This window comes from Mucilaginibacter roseus (genome assembly GCF_021215455.1).
Classification (GTDB): Bacteria; Bacteroidota; Bacteroidia; order Sphingobacteriales; family Sphingobacteriaceae; genus Mucilaginibacter; species Mucilaginibacter roseus.
This window is the reverse complement of record NZ_JAJPWV010000001.1, coordinates 195161-219134: the sequence shown is the minus strand read 5'-3', so window position 1 is coordinate 219134 and position 23974 is coordinate 195161. Positions and strand designations below refer to the sequence as shown.

16 protein-coding genes are annotated in these 23974 nt (G+C 44.5%); 4 read left to right on the top strand and 12 right to left on the bottom strand.

Going from position 1 to position 23974, the window contains the following annotated elements:
* Positions 1 to 33: 33 nt before the first annotated feature.
* The 7 genes from LT679_RS00975 to LT679_RS00945 all read right to left on the bottom strand — a co-directional run bounded on the left by LT679_RS00975 (position 34) and on the right by LT679_RS00945 (position 6057).
* A complete protein-coding gene (locus tag LT679_RS00975; RefSeq protein WP_232175031.1) occupies positions 34 to 879 on the bottom strand; it encodes an SDR family NAD(P)-dependent oxidoreductase in 846 nt (281 codons plus the stop codon).
* Between the two features lie 86 nt (positions 880 to 965).
* Positions 966 to 1910, bottom strand: coding sequence for a helix-turn-helix domain-containing protein (locus LT679_RS00970; protein ID WP_232175030.1), 945 nt, complete (start codon positions 1908 to 1910; stop codon positions 966 to 968).
* 88 nt (positions 1911 to 1998) lie between these two features.
* Positions 1999 to 2973 (bottom strand): ankyrin repeat domain-containing protein, encoded by a 975-nt coding sequence (locus LT679_RS00965; protein ID WP_232175029.1) that lies wholly within the window; start codon positions 2971 to 2973, stop codon positions 1999 to 2001.
* A 12-nt stretch (positions 2974 to 2985) separates the two neighbouring features.
* The gene (locus tag LT679_RS00960; protein ID WP_232175028.1) at positions 2986 to 4422 is read right to left on the bottom strand and encodes an ankyrin repeat domain-containing protein; all 1437 of its coding nucleotides are present in this window, start codon (positions 4420 to 4422) and stop codon (positions 2986 to 2988) included.
* A 3-nt stretch (positions 4423 to 4425) separates the two neighbouring features.
* Positions 4426 to 4926 carry a hypothetical protein gene (locus LT679_RS00955; protein WP_232175027.1) on the bottom strand — a complete coding sequence of 167 codons (501 nt, stop codon included), beginning with the start codon at positions 4924 to 4926 and terminating at the stop codon, positions 4426 to 4428.
* 12 nt (positions 4927 to 4938) lie between these two features.
* On the bottom strand, positions 4939 to 5646 hold the full coding sequence (locus LT679_RS00950; protein ID WP_232175026.1) for a hypothetical protein: 708 nt from the start codon (positions 5644 to 5646) through the stop codon (positions 4939 to 4941).
* Between the two features lie 78 nt (positions 5647 to 5724).
* Positions 5725 to 6057, bottom strand: a complete 333-nt coding sequence (locus tag LT679_RS00945) for a DUF4870 domain-containing protein (RefSeq protein WP_232175025.1) — start codon at positions 6055 to 6057, stop codon at positions 5725 to 5727.
* Between the two features lie 223 nt (positions 6058 to 6280).
* On the opposite strand from LT679_RS00945, the gene LT679_RS00940 reads away from it, so the two are divergent.
* Positions 6281 to 8266 (top strand): LuxR C-terminal-related transcriptional regulator, encoded by a 1986-nt coding sequence (locus tag LT679_RS00940; RefSeq protein WP_232175024.1) that lies wholly within the window; start codon positions 6281 to 6283, stop codon positions 8264 to 8266.
* A 14-nt stretch (positions 8267 to 8280) separates the two neighbouring features.
* Here LT679_RS00940 and LT679_RS00935 read toward each other — a convergent pair whose 3' ends face one another.
* Genes LT679_RS00935 through LT679_RS00925 form a run of 3 tightly spaced genes read right to left on the bottom strand, consistent with a single transcriptional unit; the run spans position 8281 to position 13890 of the window.
* On the bottom strand, positions 8281 to 10647 hold the full coding sequence (locus LT679_RS00935; RefSeq protein WP_232175023.1) for a GH92 family glycosyl hydrolase: 2367 nt from the start codon (positions 10645 to 10647) through the stop codon (positions 8281 to 8283).
* A 27-nt stretch (positions 10648 to 10674) separates the two neighbouring features.
* Entirely contained in the window at positions 10675 to 12072 is a 1398-nt protein-coding gene (locus tag LT679_RS00930; RefSeq protein WP_232175022.1) for a sugar porter family MFS transporter, read from the bottom strand.
* Positions 12073 to 12090: 18 nt separating this feature from the next.
* Entirely contained in the window at positions 12091 to 13890 is a 1800-nt protein-coding gene (locus LT679_RS00925) for a class I mannose-6-phosphate isomerase (protein WP_232175021.1), read from the bottom strand.
* Between the two features lie 186 nt (positions 13891 to 14076).
* Between LT679_RS00925 and LT679_RS00920 the strand changes: the two genes are divergently transcribed.
* Positions 14077 to 14805 (top strand): GntR family transcriptional regulator, encoded by a 729-nt coding sequence (locus LT679_RS00920; protein WP_232175020.1) that lies wholly within the window; start codon positions 14077 to 14079, stop codon positions 14803 to 14805.
* A gap of 1 nt (position 14806) precedes the next feature.
* Here LT679_RS00920 and LT679_RS00915 read toward each other — a convergent pair whose 3' ends face one another.
* Positions 14807 to 18532 (bottom strand): ATP-binding protein, encoded by a 3726-nt coding sequence (locus LT679_RS00915; protein WP_232175019.1) that lies wholly within the window; start codon positions 18530 to 18532, stop codon positions 14807 to 14809.
* A gap of 323 nt (positions 18533 to 18855) precedes the next feature.
* Between LT679_RS00915 and LT679_RS00910 the strand changes: the two genes are divergently transcribed.
* Entirely contained in the window at positions 18856 to 19662 is an 807-nt protein-coding gene (locus tag LT679_RS00910; RefSeq protein ID WP_232175018.1) for a 3-keto-disaccharide hydrolase, read from the top strand.
* Between the two features lie 46 nt (positions 19663 to 19708).
* Here the strand turns inward: LT679_RS00910 and LT679_RS00905 are convergent, their stop codons facing one another.
* Positions 19709 to 21841: a DUF7133 domain-containing protein gene (locus LT679_RS00905; RefSeq protein WP_232175017.1), complete on the bottom strand. Its 2133-nt coding sequence runs from the start codon at positions 21839 to 21841 to the stop codon at positions 19709 to 19711.
* Between the two features lie 404 nt (positions 21842 to 22245).
* Here LT679_RS00905 and LT679_RS00900 point away from each other — a divergent pair, with 404 nt between their 5' ends.
* Complete coding sequence (locus LT679_RS00900; RefSeq protein ID WP_232175016.1) at positions 22246 to 23838, top strand: tetratricopeptide repeat protein; 1593 nt, start codon at positions 22246 to 22248, stop codon at positions 23836 to 23838.
* The last annotated feature ends 136 nt before the right edge of the window (positions 23839 to 23974 follow it).

Genomic DNA, 23974 nt, shown 5'->3' with positions numbered 1-23974 from the left:
GCCTCATTTTATTCGCTGCTTACAGGGCTGTTATTACTTTTGAAAATCAGTTGATTTGCTGATGCTTTCAAAAGCGGCCAGATCATGTTGAACAGCTTCGATTTTTGAATTCGCCATACCGAATGAGTCAGAACCAAGAAACAAATGCAGCGGGCGGTCTTTCATCTCGGCTACTTTGATGAACGCCGCGGCGGCATTCTCAGGATCTCCGGGCTGGTTACCGATGATCTGCTCGTTATGTATCACTTCCAAATCGCGGGCTTCTTTGTAATCAGCTATAGGGCTGGCAGCGGTGCGTAATGAACCTTGCAGCAGGAAATTGGTTTTGAAATATCCCGGATAAACAATGGTAGCACTAATGCCCATTGATTTTACCTCTGCCGATAATGCCTCGGTAAAACCAGCTACAGCAAATTTAGTAGCGTTGTAAACGCCCCAACCCGGGAATGTGCCCAAAAAGCCCGCGATAGATGAAATGTTGAAGAACGCGCCTGATTTTTTTGCACGGAAATGAGGCATTACATTGCGGACGACATTCAGCGAGCCGAACACGTTAACATCAAAATTCTGACGAGCCTCGGCATCGGTCAGTTCTTCCAATGTACCCAACTGACCATAGCCCGCGTTATTAACCACAACATCAATACCGCCAAGGGTGGCTATAATTTGCGCAATGGCTTTGGCCATGCTATCGTTATTGGCAATATCCATTTGCAGGGGTAAAAAATCGGGGCCGGCGTAGCTTACTTCTTCGCTTAGCGCCTTAGCATCGCGTGATGTGGCGGCTACCTTATAGCCCTCATTTAGCAAACGTTTTACAAGTGTTAAACCTAAACCTTTTGAAGCTCCTGTAACGAACCATACTTTTTGTGTTTTCATGACAATGATTATTTAATTGTATGATACAAAGGTGGCTACAAAGGCCCGGCAAGCACTTATTCAGATCATAGGGATATTTGTGAGTTTCAAATATTGGCGGGAGAAAGCGTACTTTTCCTAAACACTGATGGCGATAAATTAGCCTTCTTCCTGAAAAATGAGGTAAATGCCGCCTGTCCGGAAAAGCCGAGGCCGTCGCTTATCTCGCTGATGTCCCAGTCGGTTTGTAACAGTAGCGATTTTGCTTCGTATAGCAGCCTGTCCTGTATATGTTCGCGCAGGGTTTTGCCCGTGTGATTTTTTACAAGTGAGTTAAGGTAGTTGGGATGCACATGCAATTCATCAGCAAATTCGGCGGCGGTTTTCAGCTTTACCATACTGTCACGCTGCTGTACCATAAAGGCCGATTCCAGTAACGAAAGAAAGCGATAGATATAACCATACCCTTCGGTTACCGGAGTTTCCGGTCGTGTACGCCCGGCACGCTGACTTTCCAGCAGCAGCATTTGTAACTGCAACAAAATGGCCTGCTTTTTATCCTCATTGCTGCCCCGATCCTCGTTCAGCATCAACTCAAAATAATTGTTAATGTTGGCCGATTGCGCTTCGGTTAACTGAATAACACAATTCGTCGGTTTAAAATACGGGTACTGGCGCAGCAGGTGCAGCACGTGGTCAGCATCGCGTTCAAAGTATGCAGGGTGTATCAGGCAAAAATGCCCGCCTGTTTCTGCCGAGGTGGTTTGCCACGACATGATCTCATCGGGATGAAGGAAGGCGATTTCATTCCGGCCCATCTCATAGCGGTGCAAGCCGATGGTAAGGATACCCGTTCCGGCCGTCATGTGGAATATCTTGTAAAACTTACGCCGATGCGGCGATATGTAATCCTTAACCGGGTAATTATCCCGGTTTTGTATAACGAAGTATTTCGAGTCAAGCGGATAATGCTCCAGGTTAAGCAGCGGCACCTTGTATTCATCCTGCGCAAACTTTTCCAGCTCCATGCGTGGTATCATAGATCCATCCATAAACAAATTTACTTATTTTGATTATAAGCAAAAAAGCGCATACCCTTAGATATGCACTCTTGTTTATGGTAAATTATAATGGATGTTGTTAACTACCGGCACCGGCCATAAGCAATTGCTCCACAATTTCGGTATACCCGCGTTCGCTGGCAAAGTCCATCGCACCTCGGCTGTTATTGTCAACCGCGTTAACATCGGCGCCTTGCTCAATTAACAGCGCTGTAAAATCATTAAACCCGCACTGCGCGGCTACAATAAGCGGGGTTTCGCTAAAGCTGTTACGTGAGTTAACATCGGCACCAGCATTTAGCAATACCTTGCCTATATGATGATTACCCATTCCCGCCGCGTAATGCAACGCCGAGTTACCATTGAGCACGTGGAGGTTTACATCAGCACCACTTTTTATAAGCAGTTCGGTTAAATGGATATTGGAGTTATCTACCGCCAGTATAAGCGCGCTTACACCGTTGTTGTTTAGCTCGTTCAGGTTTAAGGTACCGGTGCGCAACAGCGCATGGACTGTTTCGCTTTGATTGTTATAAACAGCCTGATGCAGTGGCGTGTTACCATGATCATCCTTTTGGGTGGCATTAGAGGTTGATAATGCAGTCACAAGATCGCGCATACCGTTTGCCGTTGCATGATCGTAGATGTTATACCCGCCATTGTCTTTAACCTCAGTATCGGCGCCTAAAGAAATCAGGTAGAGCGCGGTTTCTGTTTTGTTGGCCAGTACCGCATAAAACACCGGCGTTTGCCCGTAATTGTTAGCCGCGTTTACGTCGGCACCGGCATCAGTTAATTGCTTAATGATATCCTTGCTGCCAATACGTGCGGCACAATGCAAGGGTGTTTCGCTGGTGTTGTTGGCAAGGTTTACATCAGCGCCCGCATCAATCAGCATTTTAACAATATCCTTGGCGCCTTTCGCGGCCACGTAATAAAGCGGCGTGTTGCCTGTAGCATCGCGCTTATCTATATTTATTCCGCCCTTTTTTAAAAAGGCCTGTACTATTCCTTTCTGCGCATTTTTACATGCGTTCAAAAACATGTTATCCATAGTTCTGTATGCTTAAACCAGCAGTAATTTCACTACCGCTTCGTTATTATTTTGCACGGCAATATCCATAGCGGTTTGGCCGGCATTGTTAACCTTTTCTATATTATCAACTCCCGCATCAAGCAATAACGACACGATCTTTTTTGCCGACATATGGTCGCTGTTAGATGCAGCGTACGTAAGTGCCGTGTTACCCGTTTTATCAGTATAACCTGTATCCGCATTATTATCCAGCAAAAGTTCGGCTATGCCGTATTTAATTTCGTTGCCACGTTGCGCAAAGCTCATTAGCGGCGTTTTGCCATAGGTGTTAGGTTTATTAATATCGCAACCAGCGTCAATCAATTCTTCGGCTAAAGCGGTATTTAAATCGGCCATATAACCGGCCTGGCATACCATGTTTAACGCGGTGTCGCCCTCATTGTTCACCGCTGCATCCAAATCAAGGCCACCATCTATCAACACACGCAGCATCTTCACAATATCCCTTGTATCCTGACTCATGCCCCTACCCATGTTACTTACCGATTTGGTAATCAGTTGCATCACGGCGGTCTGCCCGTTGCCTGTACTGTAATTTACATCGGCACCGGCTTTTACCAATAATTGCACCATCGGCAAAGATGGATACTCACAAGCCAGCATTAATGGGGTACTGCGATATTGGTCAGACAGTTCATTCAAATCCGCGCCGTTTTTGATCAGAGCATCAACAGCTTCAACATCGCGGTTCAATACAGCCTCATGCAGCGTCATTCCGCCGGTAGTATTGGCTTCTTCATCGCCAGATATTATTGCCGCTACCTCTTTTACACCACTCCGTTGTGCATAAGTTAAAGGCGTTGTGCCGTAAACATCCTTATCTTCTAAATCAATGCCGCCTTTTTCAACCAATACCTGTACTGTTTTAGCCGCCGCTTTAATGGCACCGGGTATAGTTTTTCGGTGAACCAATTTTTCGCATATTAAATGCAGCAGGTTTTTACCCTCGCTATCTGTAACGTCCATCTTAATTCCGGCATCTCCCAATGCGTCAAGCATTGGGTACAGGTAAACCAGGCCGGCATCAAAATAACCAAGCTTGCCCGAGTCATTCTTTTTCTTGGCGTTAACACCTATTTCGAGCAGCAGGGCAGTAGTATTGTATACACGTGTGGCTTTTTCCGCTAAGTCCGCGCTGCTTAAATCAAACTTTGTTGTGGCTAATGCATGTAAAGGCGTATCACCATACTTAGCCGGACGAGGTTTAATACCGGCATCATTTAACAATCGTATAGCATCGGTATCAGTAAAACGTGCCGCCAAATGGTAAAGGCCTTCTTCGCCATCGCCGGTAATATTTAGGTCGGCAAGCTCGCGGTATAAGGCCGTAACATCCGTACGTTCTGCAGGCTGTGCGAACATATTGCGGTGGTATGTGTCTCTTATTTTATTAAATTCGTTGTTCATAGGTTAGCTATTATTTCGGGCTACATTTAAAGCCTCGGTTATATTAAGGTAGTTTTTGTATGCCATGGGGGTTGCTGCTTCAATTACCCGCGCATAATCCTTCAGTTGCAGCCAGCAATCAGTTTTTAGCCGCACAATGGCGTCAGCAACCTGAACGGGCAACAACTCTATACGCTTTGCGTTGAGCGCTTGCTTATAATCGTCAAGTTGATTTTGCTTACCGCGCATGGTTTTATAAAAACTATCATTATCCCGGTTTAGTTTGGATTGAAACACCGGCAACAGCATCCTTGCTTTTTCAACACATGCTAACGCCTCATGGTAATGTGCGGCCGAGTAGTAGCACAGTGCCAGGTTATATTGGGTTGCCGGCCAATCAGGTGGTTCTGCTTGCAACAGCAAATAAGCGTCAGCAAAACATGCCGCGTTTATTAATTGGCAAATAAGCTCACCCTCGCTGTTTTGGCGTATTTTGTTGGAACTATTATCTGCGCCCAATAGCATAGTCTCTTAAGATTATTTTTTCAATTCCTTGATTTGTACCTGCAGGCAGATGAGTTTACCCGAGTCAACCTTATCGTAATAGGCAGGTACCGCTACACTATCTTTTGATGACAGGAGTTTATAATGATAGTCGGGCCCGCGAAGCTTTTTTCGTATAGGATGAGCCATCACAATTAATTCGTTCTCTTTTACACTGGTAACGCCTACGGCATCGGCTCTTAATGATGACCAATACTCGTCCATTACATCGTAATTAACAGTAGGATACTGCTCTCCCTTTGCGGGCTGCTTTACAGGTTGAAGCATAAAATTCTCATCGATGCGATCATACACTTCTGTTTCCCTGCCGTCCTTGTCGCGGTTTGTAGCCGGCGAAAAAGTGAGCCCTTGTATGAGCCAGTAATATCCACGTTTTTGTCCGTCCCAATCGCTGTAGTAGTTTTTGTGCTTAAAGCGCATGGTATCTACATGCAGCGAATCATAATCGGCTTTTGTAAGCGTATGTATTTTTATACTTAGCCGCGGGCCAGCGCTATCAAGCCTGGTTACCACGTCGGTCGAATCTGGATTTAAGTAATTACTGTCAAGCGCGAAAATCAGAGGCACGTCAGGCAATTTGAATGTATCTTCATCAGGATCGTTCCGCTGCACGCAACTCAATAGTGATATTTGCACCATTAAGTAAATGCCAACATGTGCTATTATTTTACGGATGTTCATGGCCTGCTTATTAGGTGAACAATCGGGTTAAACAGAAAGCGGGAAGCTACACGCTCCCCGCCTTTCCGCATGACGGGTTTAGGAGGCAAAGTTGAATTTACCTTCAAACAGCTTACCTACTATCGGTAATGGTTTAATGGTTTCGTTATTAGCGGTTATGATGCCTAATAGCAACAACACGAGTGATACCAGACTAACGATCATCGACAGAAAATAAAGTGACGGCACGATGGATACCAATATGGTAACAACGATACCAAGCACAAATGAAAGAATGATCAGACCAAGTGATTGCCCCAAGTGGTAATTAACCAATGGACTTTTGTCTGTGCTTTTTTTGTAATCTAAGTAAGCGATGATCCATCCGATGATGGTGATGTAGGCCACAATGGCTTTTGTTTTGTTTGACATAGCTTTTTGTTTTTAAAGGTTATTAATGAATGATGTTGACACAAAGGTATGAGCTTGTAAAAGCGGCATCCAAATAATGGGCGGCTACAAGTCGTCTACAAGCCGCGTCTACGATGTCTACAAATCGTCTACAACAATTTCATAACTTGCTATGTTACAATATTGCTATTGTGCAATTGCGCTTATTATCAATTGCATTTAATAGCTTAATTACCTTAAGCCGATGCAGTTAAAGAAGATACTAATTATTATAACCTGCCTGTTTACTTCCTTTCTAAGCAATGAAGCCGATGCGCAAAAACTGATTATTGATTCGTTAGAGAATGCGATTAATAAAGCAAAGGGCGAGGATAAGCCAGTTATCATGGCTGAGTTGGCCCGCGCGATGAATGAGAGTGATCCGGATAAAGCACTTGCTACTGCGTTAAAAGCTTTATCAGAAGCGAAAAAATATGATGATGCGGGACATAAAAGCTTTTGTTACGCCACTGCCGGGCACATACTAATGCGTAAGGAACAGGAGACAAAAGCTACTGCCTACATTGATAGCGCCCTGAAATGTGCACAAAACAGTAACGACAAAACCTTCAAGGCTTACGCATGGCTACGCAAAGGCTGGCTTGAATTGGTGAAAGGCGATAATCAAAAGGCGATAGCTGAATTGCTTAAAGCAGATCTATTTATTCAAAGTGTGCCGGAAAAGCGGGCTTACAGCTATCGTTCATTAATCAATCATTACATAGCCAGCATTTATGCTTATGGCAGCGACACCCTTAAACAACATAAATACGCTATACTAAGCTTGCAAAACGCCCGTAAAAGTACCCTGGGCGACGACATGCAGATCGGTTATATGACGGTTGGGCATAGTTTTTTCTCTGCTTTTGAGCGGGATACTACAAAGCACAGCTTGCTTGATTCGTCAATGGCCTACTATCACCGGTCGATGGATTATTACCTGCACAGCCGCGATCGGATATTTATCCAAAGCAACGCCTCGGCCACAGCATTGAACATTGCCAACAGTTATTTTAAATATTACCCGGTTACCTACAGAGACAGTGCCCAGCACTTTATAAACATTGCATTGGATATAGCGCGCCGCACCAACGGGCACGAGGTAATTGCTAATTGCTATGGTATGCTGAGTGAATATGCATTGAGAGCGAAAGATTTTAAAAAGGCGGAGCAGTATTTGTTGACCGGATTGACCGAACTGTCAACCGCATCGTCTGCTGCGGATATCACACGCTCAAGAATGGTGCTTGGCCTGGCTACCTTAGCCGAAAAAAGCGGGGACAGTAAAAAAGCGCTGGCTTATTACAAGCAATATCTCGACTACTATAAAAAGGTATTTGATGGCCAAAAACTCGCCATAGTGCAACGGCTGGAAGAACAATACCATGCCCAGCAGCAGGCCACGGAAATACTGAGACTGCGGGAACGGGCTGATTATAACTCCCGCTTAAACTGGCTTTACATAGCAATAGGTACGGTAAGTGTTGTATTGCTGGGTTTGTTGCTCAGCTCCTATCACTATAAGCTAAAAGCCGCGCAAAAACAAAAGCAACTGTCCGAACAAAAAACACAGGAAGCTGAATTATTGATACGCCTGCAAAAAGCCGAGGCTGACCGGCTTGAATTGGAAAAGCAGGAAGCAGAGCTACAAATATCATTGAAGGAAGAAGAAGGCGCCAAACTACAGGCACAGCAGGAATTGTTGCAAGACCGCACCGATTGGCTGGAAAAAGAGCTGCTGGCCGGGACGCTTAAACTGGAGGAAAAGAACGCTATACTTAGTTCGCTAAAAGAGAAATCGCGCGATGCTGACCCGAAAGTCACCCGTCAGATCAGCCGTATGATTGATCAAAATTTGCGCATGGACAAAAACATGAGCGAACAACAGGCGCTTAACCTCATTCACCCCGGTTTTTTTAGCACTTTACAGGAGCGCGCGGCTAATTCACTTACACGGCTCGACCTGAAATATTGCGCCTATATCTTAATGGGGCTCGATACAAAAGAGATTGCCGGCCGACTCGGAGTTGAACCCAAGAGCATCCGAATGGCGCGTTACCGGCTTAAACAAAAGCTTAAGCTGGAAAAGGATGATAACCTTGACCAGTTTATTCACTCCCTTGAAAAAGGAATGATGGCCGAACAAACCGGCATCGACAACGAACCTAATAAAGACACACCCGATCAGTAATCTTCGCAAAAGGATCATTGATCTGATGGCGGAGGCGTTTTTACGCCCCAGGTTGTGTTAGGCTCCGGCCCCATTACAAACTTCAGCTCGCCGCCTTTTATCAGTTCATCAAAATATTTCCAGCAATTATCAAGCGGCTTACCGTTAAACTCGGCTGACTGGATGTACATGTTCGCGGCGGAGTTATTGATCGTTTTTATAGTTAACATTTTACCATTGCCTAACTTAACATCAGCTAAAGCAAATAAAGGACTACCGAATTGTATGATGGGTTTTGAATCTGTAAAGCCCTTAACATCAAACAAGCCCAGGCTGTTAAGCACATACCACGAGCCAAGCTGACCCTGATCTTCATCCTGCCCGTAACCATAGCCATGTATTTCCTCATGGCCATAAAAATCATTACCAATAAGCCGCGTCCATTTTTGTGTTAACCATGGCTTGCCCGAGAAATTGAACAGCCAGCTGATATGCAGGTTGGGCTGATTGCCATGATTGTAAATTGAATTTATACCAGCAAAGGCATCGATGGTTTTACCACCGCCAAAGCCTTGCTTTTCTGATACCGTGAAAATACTGTCCAGCCGATTATTAAAATTGTCTTTACCGATTGCCGCTATCAAACCTGCCGGGTTATGCGGAACATAAAAGGTATACTGCACCGCATTTCCTTCCTGAAAACCGCGCCACGGTTGGTAGGGATCAAACTTGTCGATAAACTTGCCGTTAGCACGTTTAGGCTGCATAAGTTTACTGGTTGGATTGAAAATTTGTTTCCATCCGTTGGACAACTTGATGAACTGCTGGTAATCAGCCTGTTTACCCATCGCCTTGGCCATTTGCGCGGCAGCAAAGGCGCTGTAACTATACTCAAGCGTGTGCGATCCGGCAAAGTTTGATCCGGTTGAGTCTGTCACAAAATCGCGCCCGGTTTGGTCAAAAAATGGCACATAGCCATAGTCTACAAATGCTTTGGTGTCCAGTTTTCCTGCTCCAAGCGGACGGCCTTTATATGCCAACTCGTTAGCACGCACAGCCTCGTACGCGAGCTTTACATCATAATTACGGATGCCCGTATTGTAAGCGCCAACCACAGCTAACCCGACATAATTGGTACCCACGCCCGATACAAACTCACTATTGGCAATACCATCTCCAAACCAGCCCCGGTCTTTATAAAGCTGTAGTTGAGTATTCACAAAGCTGCCGTACCATTCTGGGTATGAGAGTGACCATAGTTGAGTTATATTCCAAAACCCGCCCCAAATGGCATCAGTATTTATAAATTCAGCTTTTAGGTCTTTATTATTTTGTGCCGGTAAGCTGCCTGTTTTGCCACCGTGTTTGGGGTAATCGCCATTAACATCACTGGCTATACCCCTGCCCAGCAGCGCATGAAAGAGCCCGGTGTAAAACTTCTTTTTATTGATGGTATCGGCATCCTCAACATAAATTTTCTCCAACTCCTGCTCCCATATTTGCTGGGCTGTTTTCCTGGCCTCATCAAATGATAGATTTTTAGCTTCGGCCGTAAAATTTTGTTTAGCGTTGGCAATTGAAGTGTACGATAAGCCTGTTTTTACTTCAATGGTTTCGCCTTTCGTGGTACTGTAGTTAAGTACCAAACCTGCGCCTGCGCCGGTTGCTTCGCGCTTGTTATCATGTACTTTTTCGCTGTTAAAGGCGGTTGTACTTTGTGGCTTTTTGCTCAGTTCTCCATATATATACATATTCACCGTGCCTTCCGGGTCGTATATTTTTACATACTTGGGATAGGTGTAAACAAATCCTTCAAAATGGGTTTCATCCGTCATTTTGATAGAGGCCTTGGTCACTATATCGCTCTCTCCCTGCCTATTACCAATATCAAGTATAATGTGCGACTGATTATTCTGCGGGAAGGTATAACGTTGAAAGCCCACCCTTTTTGTAGCAGTCAGCTCTGCCGTAACCTGATAATCATCCAATAGCACCTTGTAGTATCCCGGCTGGGCAATCTGGTTTTTGCGATTAAAGGCTGAACGATAGCCGGGTTGTTCGCGTTCAAGGCCTCCGGGCACGGTGATTAACTTGCCTGTAGTGGGCATGTAGCTGATACCCCCTACCTGCCACTCGTGAAAATGCACAAAACCTTCAATGGAATTTTGCCGGGTGTCGTAACCCACGGCTTCCCATCCCGATGGATTGCCATAATGCCCGTTTGTTGATGGCGCCAGTTTGGCCATACCATAAGGAACCGCAGCAGGCGTATAAAAAAACCAGCGGCTATGCGCGGTACCTATATTTGGATCTACATATTTTAAAACGCTTTCGCGGCGGGTACTGCAGCTCATCAGCGCTAACAAACAAACAATTACACTTGCACGTATTTTGGTTTTCATTAGTTGTGGGTTGATGTAATGATAATTTTAATTTTGAGATTGAGTTAACTTCCAATGTTGCTCAATATCTTCAAGCGAACGGCCTTTTGTTTCGGGAATGAGTTTCCAGGTTAGCCAAAGTGCCGGCGAACAGCAAATTGCGAATAACCAAAAGGTCCATGACGAGCCTAAGTGTTCGAGCATAGCGGGCGTTAATTGCCCCACCAGGAAATTACCTATCCATAGTGATAAGGTGGCTAATGACATGGCGACACCGCGTACCCCGTTCGGGAATATTTCACCTACGATGACCCAGCATACCGGCCCGAATGAAAAAGCAAAACAGGCTATAAACACCAGTATAAAAATCAATATCCACGGGCCGGATGTAATATTGAGGAAGAACAATACACCTATTACTAATAAGGCAGCAACCGCTCCGCCTATCCCGGCAAATAACAGCGGCTTGCGGCCCCATTTATCAATAGTGAAAATAGCTACAAAAGTGAATACCACATTTACCAGGCCGATGGTAACCTGCCCGCCAAGTGCGTTGTTTAAGGTAAAACCTGCCTGTTCCAGTATGCGGGGCCCATAATAAATAACCGCGTTTATTCCGCACACCTGCGATAGAAATGGCAGCAACAAGCCAATAAGCAACGCTTTACGATAAACCGGTTTAAATAACTCGCGTAAGGATGTTTGATCTTCGGTGCCTTGTTCTTTAATTGCCTTTATCTCTCGCTCCGCCGCTTCTGAACCATCAATTTTTATGAGGATTTCGCTTGCCCTTGCCTGATTGCCTTTCAACAATAACCAACGCGGCGACTCCGGCACTACGAACAGTGAAAACAGAAATATGGCTGCCGGTAGCGCGCCCAACCCCAACATTGCTCGCCAAACTTGTGCGAAAAATATATTATTTAAAGCACTATCATTGTAAACATCATTAGCGTGGCTTACCAGGTAAGCGTTTGAAAAATATGCCACAACAATACCTATGGTTAAAGCCAGTTGATATAACGATACCATTGTACCCCGGTAGCGCGATGGCGAAAACTCGGAGATGTAAAGCGGCGATACCATAGACGCAACGCCTATACCCAAACCGCCTATCAGCCTGAATATAATGAGTGCCGTGAATGATCCGGCGAACATACAACCCAAGGCCGAAGCCAGGAATAAAACAGCCGAGATGATCATTACTATTTTGCGGCCGTACTTGTCACTCAGCTTACCCGAAAATACTACCCCCGCAATACAACCCAGCAAAGCGCAGCTCACAAACCAGCCTTCGCCGGCAGCATCCAAACCGTAATCATTTTTTACAAAACCAACTGTGCCTGATATTACGGCAGTATCAAATCCGAATAGAAAGCCGCCAAGCGCCGCTACCAAGCAAACCAGGTATAGGTAGGTACTATTTTTTTTAATTGCTGTTTGCATTATTATTAAGGCTCAAGTTTATTTTAAAAATGCTTTGATCACTTTTGCGCGGCCGTTACCCCTATTTTTCAACCGGTATGATTTAGCCGCCGCGGGCACAACAAAAGTCTCCGCATAAGCGAACGTTTGTGTTGAGCCATCGGCAGTTTCTATACTTACAGATTGTCCTTCAACCAACATGAGCACATGGCAGCTTTCATCAGTTTCTACTTTTATAGTATCATCAAACTCTATCCGGTGCACATCATAAAAATGGTCGGTATGGGTGGGTAAATGGATTAATTGATAATGCTGATCTCCTCCAATAATTTTAGGTTTGGATATCAATTCTTGCTGAACGCGCTCACCTTTGCGATCGAAGTCGAGGTTGTTAAAGGCATGATCGATGTTTATAGGACGGGGTTTGCCGTCTAAGTCAAGGCGCACCCAATCATACATCTTGAACGTAAAAATATATGGGGTGGCGCTTATCTCCAGCACCAGGTTACCCGCGCCTGCACTATGTACGGTGCCGTTGGGTATTAAATACAGATCGTGCTTTTGGGCGTGATGAACCTGAACATATTTTTCAATATCAATGGCTTTACCGGTAGCTTGGCTATCGTATAATGTAGTTTTGAACTTATCAGGATCAATATCATCTTGAAAACCAAGATATACGCTCGCCTTATCGTCGCAATCTAAAATGTAATAAGTTTCATCCTGCGTTATAGTTTCGCCAAAATTCTCCCGTATATATTTCAACCGCGGGTGGCATTGTATAGATAAATTGCCGCCCTGGTAAGTGTCCAGAAAATCGAAACGAATAGGAAACTCATCACCAAACTTATCGGCGTGTTTACCTAAAACATTCTGGTTATTACTGAACATCAATGTATCAAAAGATACTTCAAGCAAATTGCCGTCGCTTTCAAAAACCAGCCCGTTCTCCGGCACAATAAGCTCAAACGACCAAGCCAAATTAACTACATCCGTATTAAGGTTTGGAATGTGCTGCTTCATCCATTGCCCGCCCCAAGCACCAGGCTCAAACCACGGGCGTACCCTGAATACCGATTGACTTAATTTTTGTAGAACTTCCGACAGGTCTGTCTGATACATCCAGTTAATAGTATCGGGCCATTGCGCATCGGCTATAACAGCAATACGGTTAAGTATTTGTTTTTTATGCTGATTAAGCATTACCCAGTCAACAAAATAAAAGCGCTTGTACATTTGAGCAGGCTCAGCAGTTTTTGAGCTGCCAAGATTGGTAACACTTCCGGCCCGCATGCGGAACTGGATCTCGTTCTTGGGGATATCAAAGTATATAACAGGTTCATCCCAATCGCATAAAGCTGCCCCTGTGCCTATTACAACGTTAAGACTGCAAGTATTATCCTTACGGATGGCAGATAAATCGTTAAACAGATCGCTCAAAACCAACTTGGTTTTAGTACCCCAAACCGATGAAGCTTCACCAAGAAACGGACTTACCATCTCCTCTATCTCTGCTTCATTTTTCAGGTAACCGGCCATTTCAATCCAGTTCACTGAAATATTTAATCTATCAAAATGTTGTTGTAAGCCCTCCTTGATCTGCGCCCAGAACACACCGCCGTACCCGTCAATTAAAACCGTTTTATTGTCAACTATATAAGTCGCTAAAGATTCAAAACCATTAAATATTTTACCACTGCCCAAATGTGCTGATGGGTAAATATTGTAAACTCCTTGCGCTATAGCATCAGCATCCAATTGTGGCGGCATTAAATATTGTTGCGTTTTGCGAAGTTGGCAATCAGGAAGTACGTTTAATTTGTTGGATATATTTTGCATTGCATATAGATTCCTATTTCAAATTCGCAGTGCGATTTTTAAACAGGATAATTAATTTAATTGGTTTGTTTATTATGTACAAACATATAAACATAATTTACAAATACAAATAGTTTTGAGAATCATGATGTAATTTATTATGTATGGACAAATAAGCATTTTTGGTATACTTGCCACCAGTAACGCATGAAGTATAGCATCAATCATAAAAGCCCAATACCGTTGCATGTGCAAGCCGAAGAGCTGCTCAGAAAACTTATATCGGAAGAAGAATACCAAAACGGCAAGGTATTGCCTAATGAAGTTGAGCTCGCTAAAATGCTGGCTATTTCACGCAGTACACTCAGGCAAGCCATTAACAAGCTTGTATTTGAAGGTTTATTGATCCGTAAAAAACGCTCAGGCACCAAGGTTAACAACTCAACCATCAGCTCCAAATCAAATAACTGGTTAAGCTTTTCTCAGGAGATGCAATTGCGAGGTATTGCCATAAAGAATTTCGAGTTGCACGTTACCTGGGTTTACCCGGACGAACAGCTCGCCAATTTTTTTGAGATAAAGCCCGACAGAAAAATTTTGAAGATGGAAAGAGTACGTGGTCAGGCCGACGGGCCTTTTGTTTACTTTATATCCTACTTTCACCCGCGCATAGGCTTAACCGGCGACGAAGATTTTAAACGCCCGTTATACGAACTATTAGAGCAGGATTACTTCACCATTGCATCATTATCAAAAGAAGAGATCAGCGCCATGACAGCAGATAAACTTATAGCAGAAAAATTGAATATAGATGTAGCTGCCCCGGTACTATTTCGCAAGCGGTTTGTGTTTGACCAGGGCGAACGCCCTATCGAATACAACCTTGGTTATTACAAAGCCGAAAGTTTTGTTTACACAGTTGAAAGCCGCCGCTAAATTAAAGCTGGTTGCCGGCCAAAGGCAAACTAAAGCTAAAAGTAGACCCCATGTCCGGCTCGCTTTGCACCCAAATTTCTCCGCAGTGCCTTTTAACTATTTCGGCACTTAAGTAAAGGCCGATGCCAAAACCTGCTATGTTTTTCATGTGATTACCTTCTACACGGTAGTAGCGATCGAAGAGCTTTTCCTGGTCTTCGTGCTTAACTCCCATACCTTTGTCCGTTATACTCACTACTGCCGAATCATTGTTTACATAGCTCTTAACTTTCACCTCGTTGGCGTTGGGCGAATACTTGACAGCATTGCTTATCAGGTTATAAACAACTGAGTTGATCTTATCCCTATCCGCCGCAACGGTTATATCCTGCGTTGGTTCAAATATTAAGCTATGCGTAAGCGTACCTGCGCTTGCATCTTCAATTGTCTCGGCTATCAGCTTATTAAGCTCGAATGGTTCTTTGTTCAATTGTATTTTACCGGCCTCTAAACGCGAAACGTTCAGGAAACCGTTTATCAGCGTTGTCATTTTCCTGATCTGTGCGGTCACCTTATCCAGCTTATCTTTCGCAAAGCCATCCTGGTTTTTACGGGCATGAATCTGTAACAATTGCGAGTAACCATTTAAACTGGTAAGCGGTGTTTTTAATTCATGGCTCACCATGCCGATAAAATCGTCCTTTCGCTGGCTGTCTTCTTTGCTTTCAGTAATGTCTAATATAGTACCGATAACACCAATTACCTCTCCATTTTCGTCAAGCTCAACCTTGCCGGTAGTATTTAACCACTTTTTAGGGCTGCCATTAACGGGCTGCACCTGGTAGTCTTCGCTAAAACGCCCTTTACTTTCAACCGCCGCAACAATAGCCTGTAACACACGTTCGCGATGTTCATCAACAATTATCTGCAAGGTTTCATTGAATGATAGGTCGGTTCCTAAAGGTATCCCATGTATTCGACGTGCAATATCGGAGACAAATAGTTTATCGCTGCCCCAATCCGTGCGCCAGGTACCCAGGTTAGCGGCATCAAGCGCCATTTTCAAAGTGTCCGTAACTTTTTCAAGTTCCTCCCTTGCTGTTACCTGTTCGGTAACATCGGCGGCAACGGCTATCATGCCGGTTACGTGTTGATCCTCGTTTCGCAGGGCCTCTATAGTAAGGTTGATATAGCTTTTCTCCTTTACGCCATTCTTGGTAAGCTCAACCGGTATCTCGCCTGATACGAAACGCTCTCCGGTATTAAATACCTGGTCCATTATTTCGCCAAAGCCCTGTCCCTTTAAATCGGGCAGCACTTCAATCATTGGTTTGCCGAATGCTTGCTTGGCATTCAGGCCCCAATATTGCAGCATACGATTATTTGCAAACTCAATTACATGCCATTTGGTACGGTATATGGCCATGGCCACAGGTGCTTCGGTAAGCAGCTCGCGCAGTTGCTGCTCTGCATGGGTACGCGTTTTGGAAATCTTAATTTGCGCCCTGATCTTGGTAAGCAACTCGGCAGCCGAAAAGGGCTTAACCAGGTAATCGTCAGCCCCGGCTTCCAGGCCATCAATGCGGGCTTCTTCACCCGCGCGTGCCGAAAGGAATATTACCGGCAAGCGAGCTGTCTCCGGCGCACGGCGCAAATACTCCAGCATAGCTTTACCATCCATAACCGGCATCATAATATCGCTTAGTACCAAATCGGGCTGATATTCATGTATCTTTTGTAAACCATCGGCACCGTTATTAGCTACGTACGCGGTAAAATACGGATCGAGCAAACGCTTTAAATAAGCGCGCATATCGGCGTTATCATCCACAATCAATATCCGGGTTTCTTTATCTACCGAGATATCCTGGTGAACGGTAACATCTCCCGTCATTTTTACTTCAGCTCCTTCGTACTGCAATTGCGCGTCTTCCTGTAACAGGCTGATAGCTTCCTGTATAAATGCCCCTTTCAAGGCGGTTGAATCAGTTTCTTTAGCGGTTTCTAACACATGCTCGGCAGGCAGGTGCGCCTTACCAAAAGGTATTTCTACCGTAAACGTACTACCCTTACCTTCAACACTTGATACACTTATTTCGCCGCCGTGCAAATGCACCAGCTCGTTCACTAATGATAAGCCTATGCCGCTGCCCTCGTGGGTACGGCCCGATGAATTTTCAACCCGGTGAAAACGCTCAAACATGTGGGGCAGTTCCTTTTCAGGGATGCCCACACCCGTATCGGCCACTTTTAAAACAGCAACATTGCCATCCTTTTCAAGGTTTACACTGATGGTACCTTCAAGTGTATATTTAAAGGCGTTTGAGAGCAGGTTGAGAACAATTTTTTCCCACATCTGCCGGTCTACATAGATAGTACCTTGCAATTCTGGTGTGTTTACAAGCAGTTGCATGCCTGCCTTTTCAATAATCGACCTGAAGCTGCTGGCCAAGTCGGCGGTAAGCTCCGCCAGGTCAATCTGCTGGTAGGCTGCCTGCGTCCGGCCTGCTTCTACCCTACTGTAATCCAATAGGTTGTTTACCAGTTTCAACAATCTCAGGGCGTTACGATGTGTTGATTCGATATGCTCTTTGACATCTGGCGGTAATGTTGATGTGCCCAATAAATCCTCAAGCGGCCCAAGCATCAGCGTAAGCGGCGTACGAAACTCATGGCTTACATTGCTAAAAAAAGCTGTTTTTGAACGGTCAATTTCTGCCAAAGCCTCGGCACGCTTTTGCTCCTGCTCGTAAGCGTAAACGTTTGATACTGCCGTATTGTAGGTGTTTAATAACTGATCGTAAAAGTTATAATAATCATTATCTAACGCCCTGCAAACGCTCACGCCGGCAATGATAAATCCGAACACGTCATCCTGGCCTGATATTTTGAGCGGAAGTATCATGGCTGTATGAGGCGCTTCAGGGTATGGTTCGCAGGAGTACTCACCAAAACGCTGTATGAGGTTGGTTTCCTCCTGCATTTTGCCTGATGTACGTACCACCTCTAAATTCCAGTTATCAGGTTGTTTGTTTAGCAGATTAATCGTCAGCGGCGCCAGGTTGCTTCCCGCAGTAAGGCCTGCACAGCTGATAAGTTCTGCGGTATTGTTCTGCTGGTTTAAACGATAGATCATTTTGAACGGAATATCCAGCACATATTCAGCGTATTTCTCTGTGGCTATTTCGCCAATATTATCAATGCTTTTTGCGTTACCCAATGCCGCACCCAAGTCACGAAGTACCTGTGTTCTGCGGCCGCTGAGCATTTTAACGGTAGTTTCGGTAATCGGGTGAAATATGCCACCTACACCGCCGGACTCATCGCGAATAGGTGCGAATGAAAAGGTCATGAATGACTCTTCCAGGTAACCGTAGCGATCCAGGAACATCCGCTGATCGTTAATATAGGTACCTTCACCCTGTTCTCCCCTACTAAACGCATCGCCAACTACGGGCAGGGCGGTTTCCCAACAGATACGGAAATTCTGGCCCATTGATTCAGGATGCTTGGCACCACATATCGGGCGATAACTGTCATTATAAATCTGGATGGTTTCAGGCCCCCAGGCAATCAGTATCGGAAATGTTGATGACAGGCATAAACTGACAGACGTTCTTAAACTTTGCGGCCAGCTTTCAACCGGTCCCAAGGCTGTTTTTGACCAGTCCATAGTACGGATAAGCTTACCCATTTCGCCGCCGCCCGAGAGGAACTGCTCGGTGCTTTCAATCAATGTTTCCTGCATGTTAATTAGAGAGGGAAGTGCTATAAAAAAAGATTTGTTGCGATGTATAATAAATAGCGAATGATCTGAAATAATAGGAAAGATCAATAAGCCCGACCGAATATACACACATTAATGTTTCATCCTAATGAAAGTTTTAACTACAGTGTTAAAACAAGCTCATTTAGTACTCCTAATAAGAATATAAAATTCGCAAGGTTTTTTATCGTACAACAACACATTCACTATCAATAATTAAACAAAAACTCGTTTAGTAAATTAATCAAAATGCTTTAATGTATTTTAAACACTTATATTTACCAGTCCATCAAAACAAACCGATTATGACCGTTAAAAAATTGTCCTACGCTTTAAGTATTTTCTGTATATGTATAATGGGCTGCTCTGGCGGCAGTAAACTGAACGGCACTACTAAAGGCTGGAAAAAACTTTTTAACGGTAAGGATATTAACGACTGGTTTGTAAAGATAAATCACCATGAAACAGGGGTAAATTTTGGTAATACCTTTCGTGTGCAGGATGGCGTTATCCAGATCAGATACGACCAATATGGTGACTTTAATGATCAGTTTGGCCACCTGTACTACAAAACGCCTTACTCGCACTATCATTTAAAATTTGAATACCGTTTTGTAGGTAAATTACAAAAGGGCGCACCTGATTATACATTGCTAAACAGCGGTGTAATGTTTCACTCGCAGGATCCGCGCACTATGCTTAAAGACCAGGATTGGCCGATATCCGTAGAAATGCAATTGTTAGGCGGGCTGGGCGACGGCAAAGCGCGGCCGACTGGCAACATGTGCTCACCCGGCACCGATGTGGTTTACAAGGGCGAAGTATCACGCGATCATTGCATTAGTTCGTCATCAAAAACCTATGATGGCGACCAATGGGTTAAGGGAGAACTTATTGTGATGGGGAACGACCTTATAAAGCATGTTATCAACGGTGATACGGTATTACAATACTCAAAACCAACAGTTGGTGGCGGCGTTGCCAATGGCTACGACCCAAAATACAAAAAGGATGGCACACCATTAAGCAGCGGCTTTATCGCCTTGCAAAGTGAAGGCCAGCCGGTTGATTTCAGGAATATTGAAATTAAAGAGCTGCCGGGCAATAGGTAATCGGGTATTCCATGCCAGATATATTCCAACGATTGACCAGCGTTGATTAAGGAAAAACCTTCTCAAGTTCTTCAATTGTAAACGCTGAACTGCGCTCCTTTAACTGGCTGCGCACAGTGCTAACTTCTTTTACGGTTACAGCAGAGGCTTTATTTTGCCATGACCGGCGCAGGAAGCTGAGCAGTTGCGCGATATCTTCGTCGCTTATTTCTTTAGAGCCACCGATACCTGGCATATCGCCGTTTATTTCGGGCGCCTTGTACAGATGATCGTTCACCTCAACCGGCCCTGTAAGCCCGTTCAGCACAATGCCGATCAGTTTGCGTTTATCGCCTGTTACCCACTGCGATTTATTAAATGGCGGGGCGAGTCCTTTAATACCATTACCATCGCCACCGTGGCAGGTTTGGCAGGTAGTACTGAATATGGCAGCGCCGCGCGGAAACTCCTTTTTTAGCTTCACCGGATCGTTGTTAAGCAAGCGGCTCTTACGGTTATTTATTACCTTGTTTAAGCGTTTTACAAATACCGCAGCAGTATCGTTTAGTACTGAAGTAAACTGCGCTTCGCGACCAGAAAGGTTACTGATTACAGCGTCGGCTACGTATTTATTTTGAGGATACAAAGTTGCCAGTTGTTTCAATAATTTATTAGCTCCCGGCTTATCGTACCGGGATAATACCGGATATAGGTAAGCGATGTAAGGTGCGGTTACCTCATCTGGGTTTTGCACAATGCGTTGCAACACGCTGGAATAAGTTTTATAAGATGCTTTATTGACAACCGAAGGCACAATGCCAAGTGCTTCAACACGCAGCCACGCGTTGGTACTGCTTAAAAAAGGAATAAGCTGTTCTGAATTTAGCGCGTTAAGTCCTTCAAGCGTCCATAACGCATGGATAGTTTTCAAGTGATCGCTCCCTGCCAAAGCCTGTTGCAGGTAGGGAACGGCTGCGAGCATTTTTTGATCTACTATGGTTTGCTGCGCACGGTCTCGCACCCAACCATTGGCATTGCCCAACAATTCAACCAATTTATCCGGCTCGGTAGGTATAGATATAACCTTGGTGTTAAAATTCTTAGGTATTACTTTATAAATACGGCCACAGTTTAATGGTTGCGAAAGTTGGCGTTTTACTATTTCATTTTTCAAGTACTCGGTCAGATAGGTTTTATGCTGAATGATACCGCGATACATGTCGGTTACGTAAAGCGCACCGTCCGGCCCGTCGTTCAGGTTTACGGGGCGAAAGCGCTCGTCGGTGCTGGCCAAAAACTCATGCCCGGTATAAGCTTGCCTGCCCCTGGTAACGTTACCTGATGGTTGGATCTGGTTCCGTTTTATCAAGTTGGCCGAAGGCTCGGCTACAAAAACACTTTGCAAGCTATCTTTCAACAAGCCCCCCCTGTAAACCAATGGTGCACAGGCAGCCGTAAAGTTGCGCAAACGCAATTTCTCGTCCAGCGTACCTTTAGTATATCCCCGGTTAACACCTGGCGTTGGCCTTGCCGGGTAAACGCGATTATCAGCTACCATCCGTTCGGAGTAACCAGCCACATTTTGCTGATCTAAGTTGCCATAACCAAAGCCCGGCAAAAAAAAGTCGCCTATTACATTTGAGGAATTATCGTTATAGTACAGACGACCATAATTATCCTGGCTTATGCCCCATTGTCCGCGAAAATGCGTGCGTTCAATCAACCATTTGCCATCCTTAAACCTGTAGCGCTTTGATGACTTGGCATTATAAATCCAATTGTCTATCGCCCGCAGCAAACCGTTAGGCTGATGCTCTACGTTTCCATCCTCGGTATATTTAGGGTCAACCAGCGTTCTTTTTCCTGGCTTATCATTCTCAATCGGGTAAAACCATAGCCTCGGTGGCTCGGCAACCAATACGCCGCCGTTTATGAAGCAAAGTGCGCGCGGCAACCTCAACGAATCGATAAAAACTGTACGCCTATCGTAAACTCCATCGCGATTATCGTCATCCAAAATAACAATTTTACCTGTAGGCGCGTCTTCGCCTCTTCCGGCAGTATCGGGCATGTAGCCGGTCATTTCGACTGCCCAAAGCCTGCCGCCGTTATCAAAGTTAATGGCTACAGGCGCAACAACCAAAGGCTCAGCCGCGACCAGATTAACTTCGTAACCAGGCTCCAACTGCATACGTGCCATTGACTGCTGAGGAGTTAACAGGTCCGATTTACTATAGTCTACGGCATTAACAACCGCTTTTACCGTGTCATGATTAACGGCAGACGCTGCACCAGAATTTAAAGGTTTTTGGCTTGCACATTGAATAATGGTAAGGCAGCCCACTATTAATAGCGCACAGAGGAGACAATATTTTAATTTATTTACCTTTACAAACATCTTTTAAATAGCGGCTTCACCATATTGCATCATGCAAATATGTTTATTTTTTTAAGGATAAGGCCATCAAGATTGTAACAAGTATCCTACTAAAAACACCCACTCAATTGTATTGATTTACCGCGCGCTCAGATAACAAACGGCACCCTGCAATTAACATTGAGTTAATAATAGCTCAATATATTTAACGCTTTATACCGGAAGGAATGCGTTATTGTTTAATTACTTTTTTAATATGGTTGTTATCCGGGCTGTTATTTATAGCAGCGACTCAGGCCAGTCAGCCGTCCAATCCTCAAAAAACAACTTACTCCAATGCCCGGAGCTCCGGCGATACCAACAATTCGCAAAAAGTATTTATAAACGCCAAGCACCGTTTAAACAAAGCGATCGCGGGCGGAGATAATGAGATTGCGGCACAATGCTATCAGGAGTTGGGCGATCTGTTATACATGCAAACCGCTTACTCGCAAGCGCTTGATAATTTCTTTAAAGCGGATAAATTACTCCGTCATCTTAATACACCGCTAAAGCTGGCCGCTAATATTAATAAAATTGGCCAAACCTATTTGCAGGTTAGGCAATACCCGGCTGCTGAGAAAGCCTTTCGTGAAGCATTGAATATATATCGCTCTAATAACAACCGTAACGGCATTGCCGGCAACTATGGTTTTATAGGCCATACCTACGAAAAAAGAGGGAATTATCCGCAAGCCATCTATTACCAAAAATTGGCGTTGAAAGAGTATATCTTGGTACAAAACACCAAAGAGATCGCCAACATATATGAAAACCTGGGCAGTATACATGAGGATAAGCTGCAACTTGATTCGGCACTTAAATATTTTAAGCTGGCCGAGCAGATCAACGCTAAAAACAATAACGAAACCGACCAGATAGAGGTGATAAATAACCTGGGCGATGTGTTGCGTAAATCGGGGAAATACCAACAATCGCTGGTATACACACACCGTGCGGTAGCATTGGCCGGCAAATTAAAAGATCAATATCAGTTAGGCAGCGCTTACCGCGATCTGTCAAAAGCCTATCACCTGCTCAACCGTAACGACAGCGCATTTTATTATAGTGAGGCCAGTAGAGATATATTCCTAAAAATATTTACGGAAGATAACGAGAAACAGCTGGCCCTGTTACAAACCATTTTTGAGATAGAGCAAAAAAACAGCGCTATTGACCGCTTTAAAAGCGAAAAAACAATTAACCGCATTATTGCTATTGGCGCCACGGTGATTACCTGCCTTATAGCATTACTGGCTGCCACCTTTATAAGCAGGCAACGCCTTAAACTGCGTAATGAGCAAAAACTTAATGAGCAAAGTCAGTTAAGTTATAAAAACGCCCTGGATATAAAAAGCAAGGAACTTACCAGCCACACGCTGCATATCATCCGCAAAAACCAGTTGCTTGATGAGCTTAAGGAGAAGCTCAAGAACATGATTAAGGACGATAAACGCGACCAGCGCCGCGAGTTGCATAAGCTTTTAAATATGATACAGCTTAACAGTAACCAGGATAAGAACTGGGAGGATTTTCGTATTGTGTTTGAACAGGTGCATGACAAGTTTTTTGATACGCTGAAAGAACACCCTGCAGGATTAACATCCTCTGACATGCGATTACTCGCACTGCTCAAAATGAACCTTGGCTCGGCAGACATGGCAACTATGCTCGGTATATCACAAGATAGCCTGCGGATCGCACGTTACCGGCTTCGTAAAAAGCTGGGGCTGGATGAAGGTGAGACCCTGCAATCCTTTATTAAAACCGTAACAGCATAGCAATTAAGCTTAGCGTAACACGCCCTTAACAGAAAATTAATGGCTAAATTACCATCATACAAAAAACTACAAATCAGCTATTTAAATAATTTTGTTTACGCCTGCTAACGCTTTGTTTACACCTGTAACAACCCTG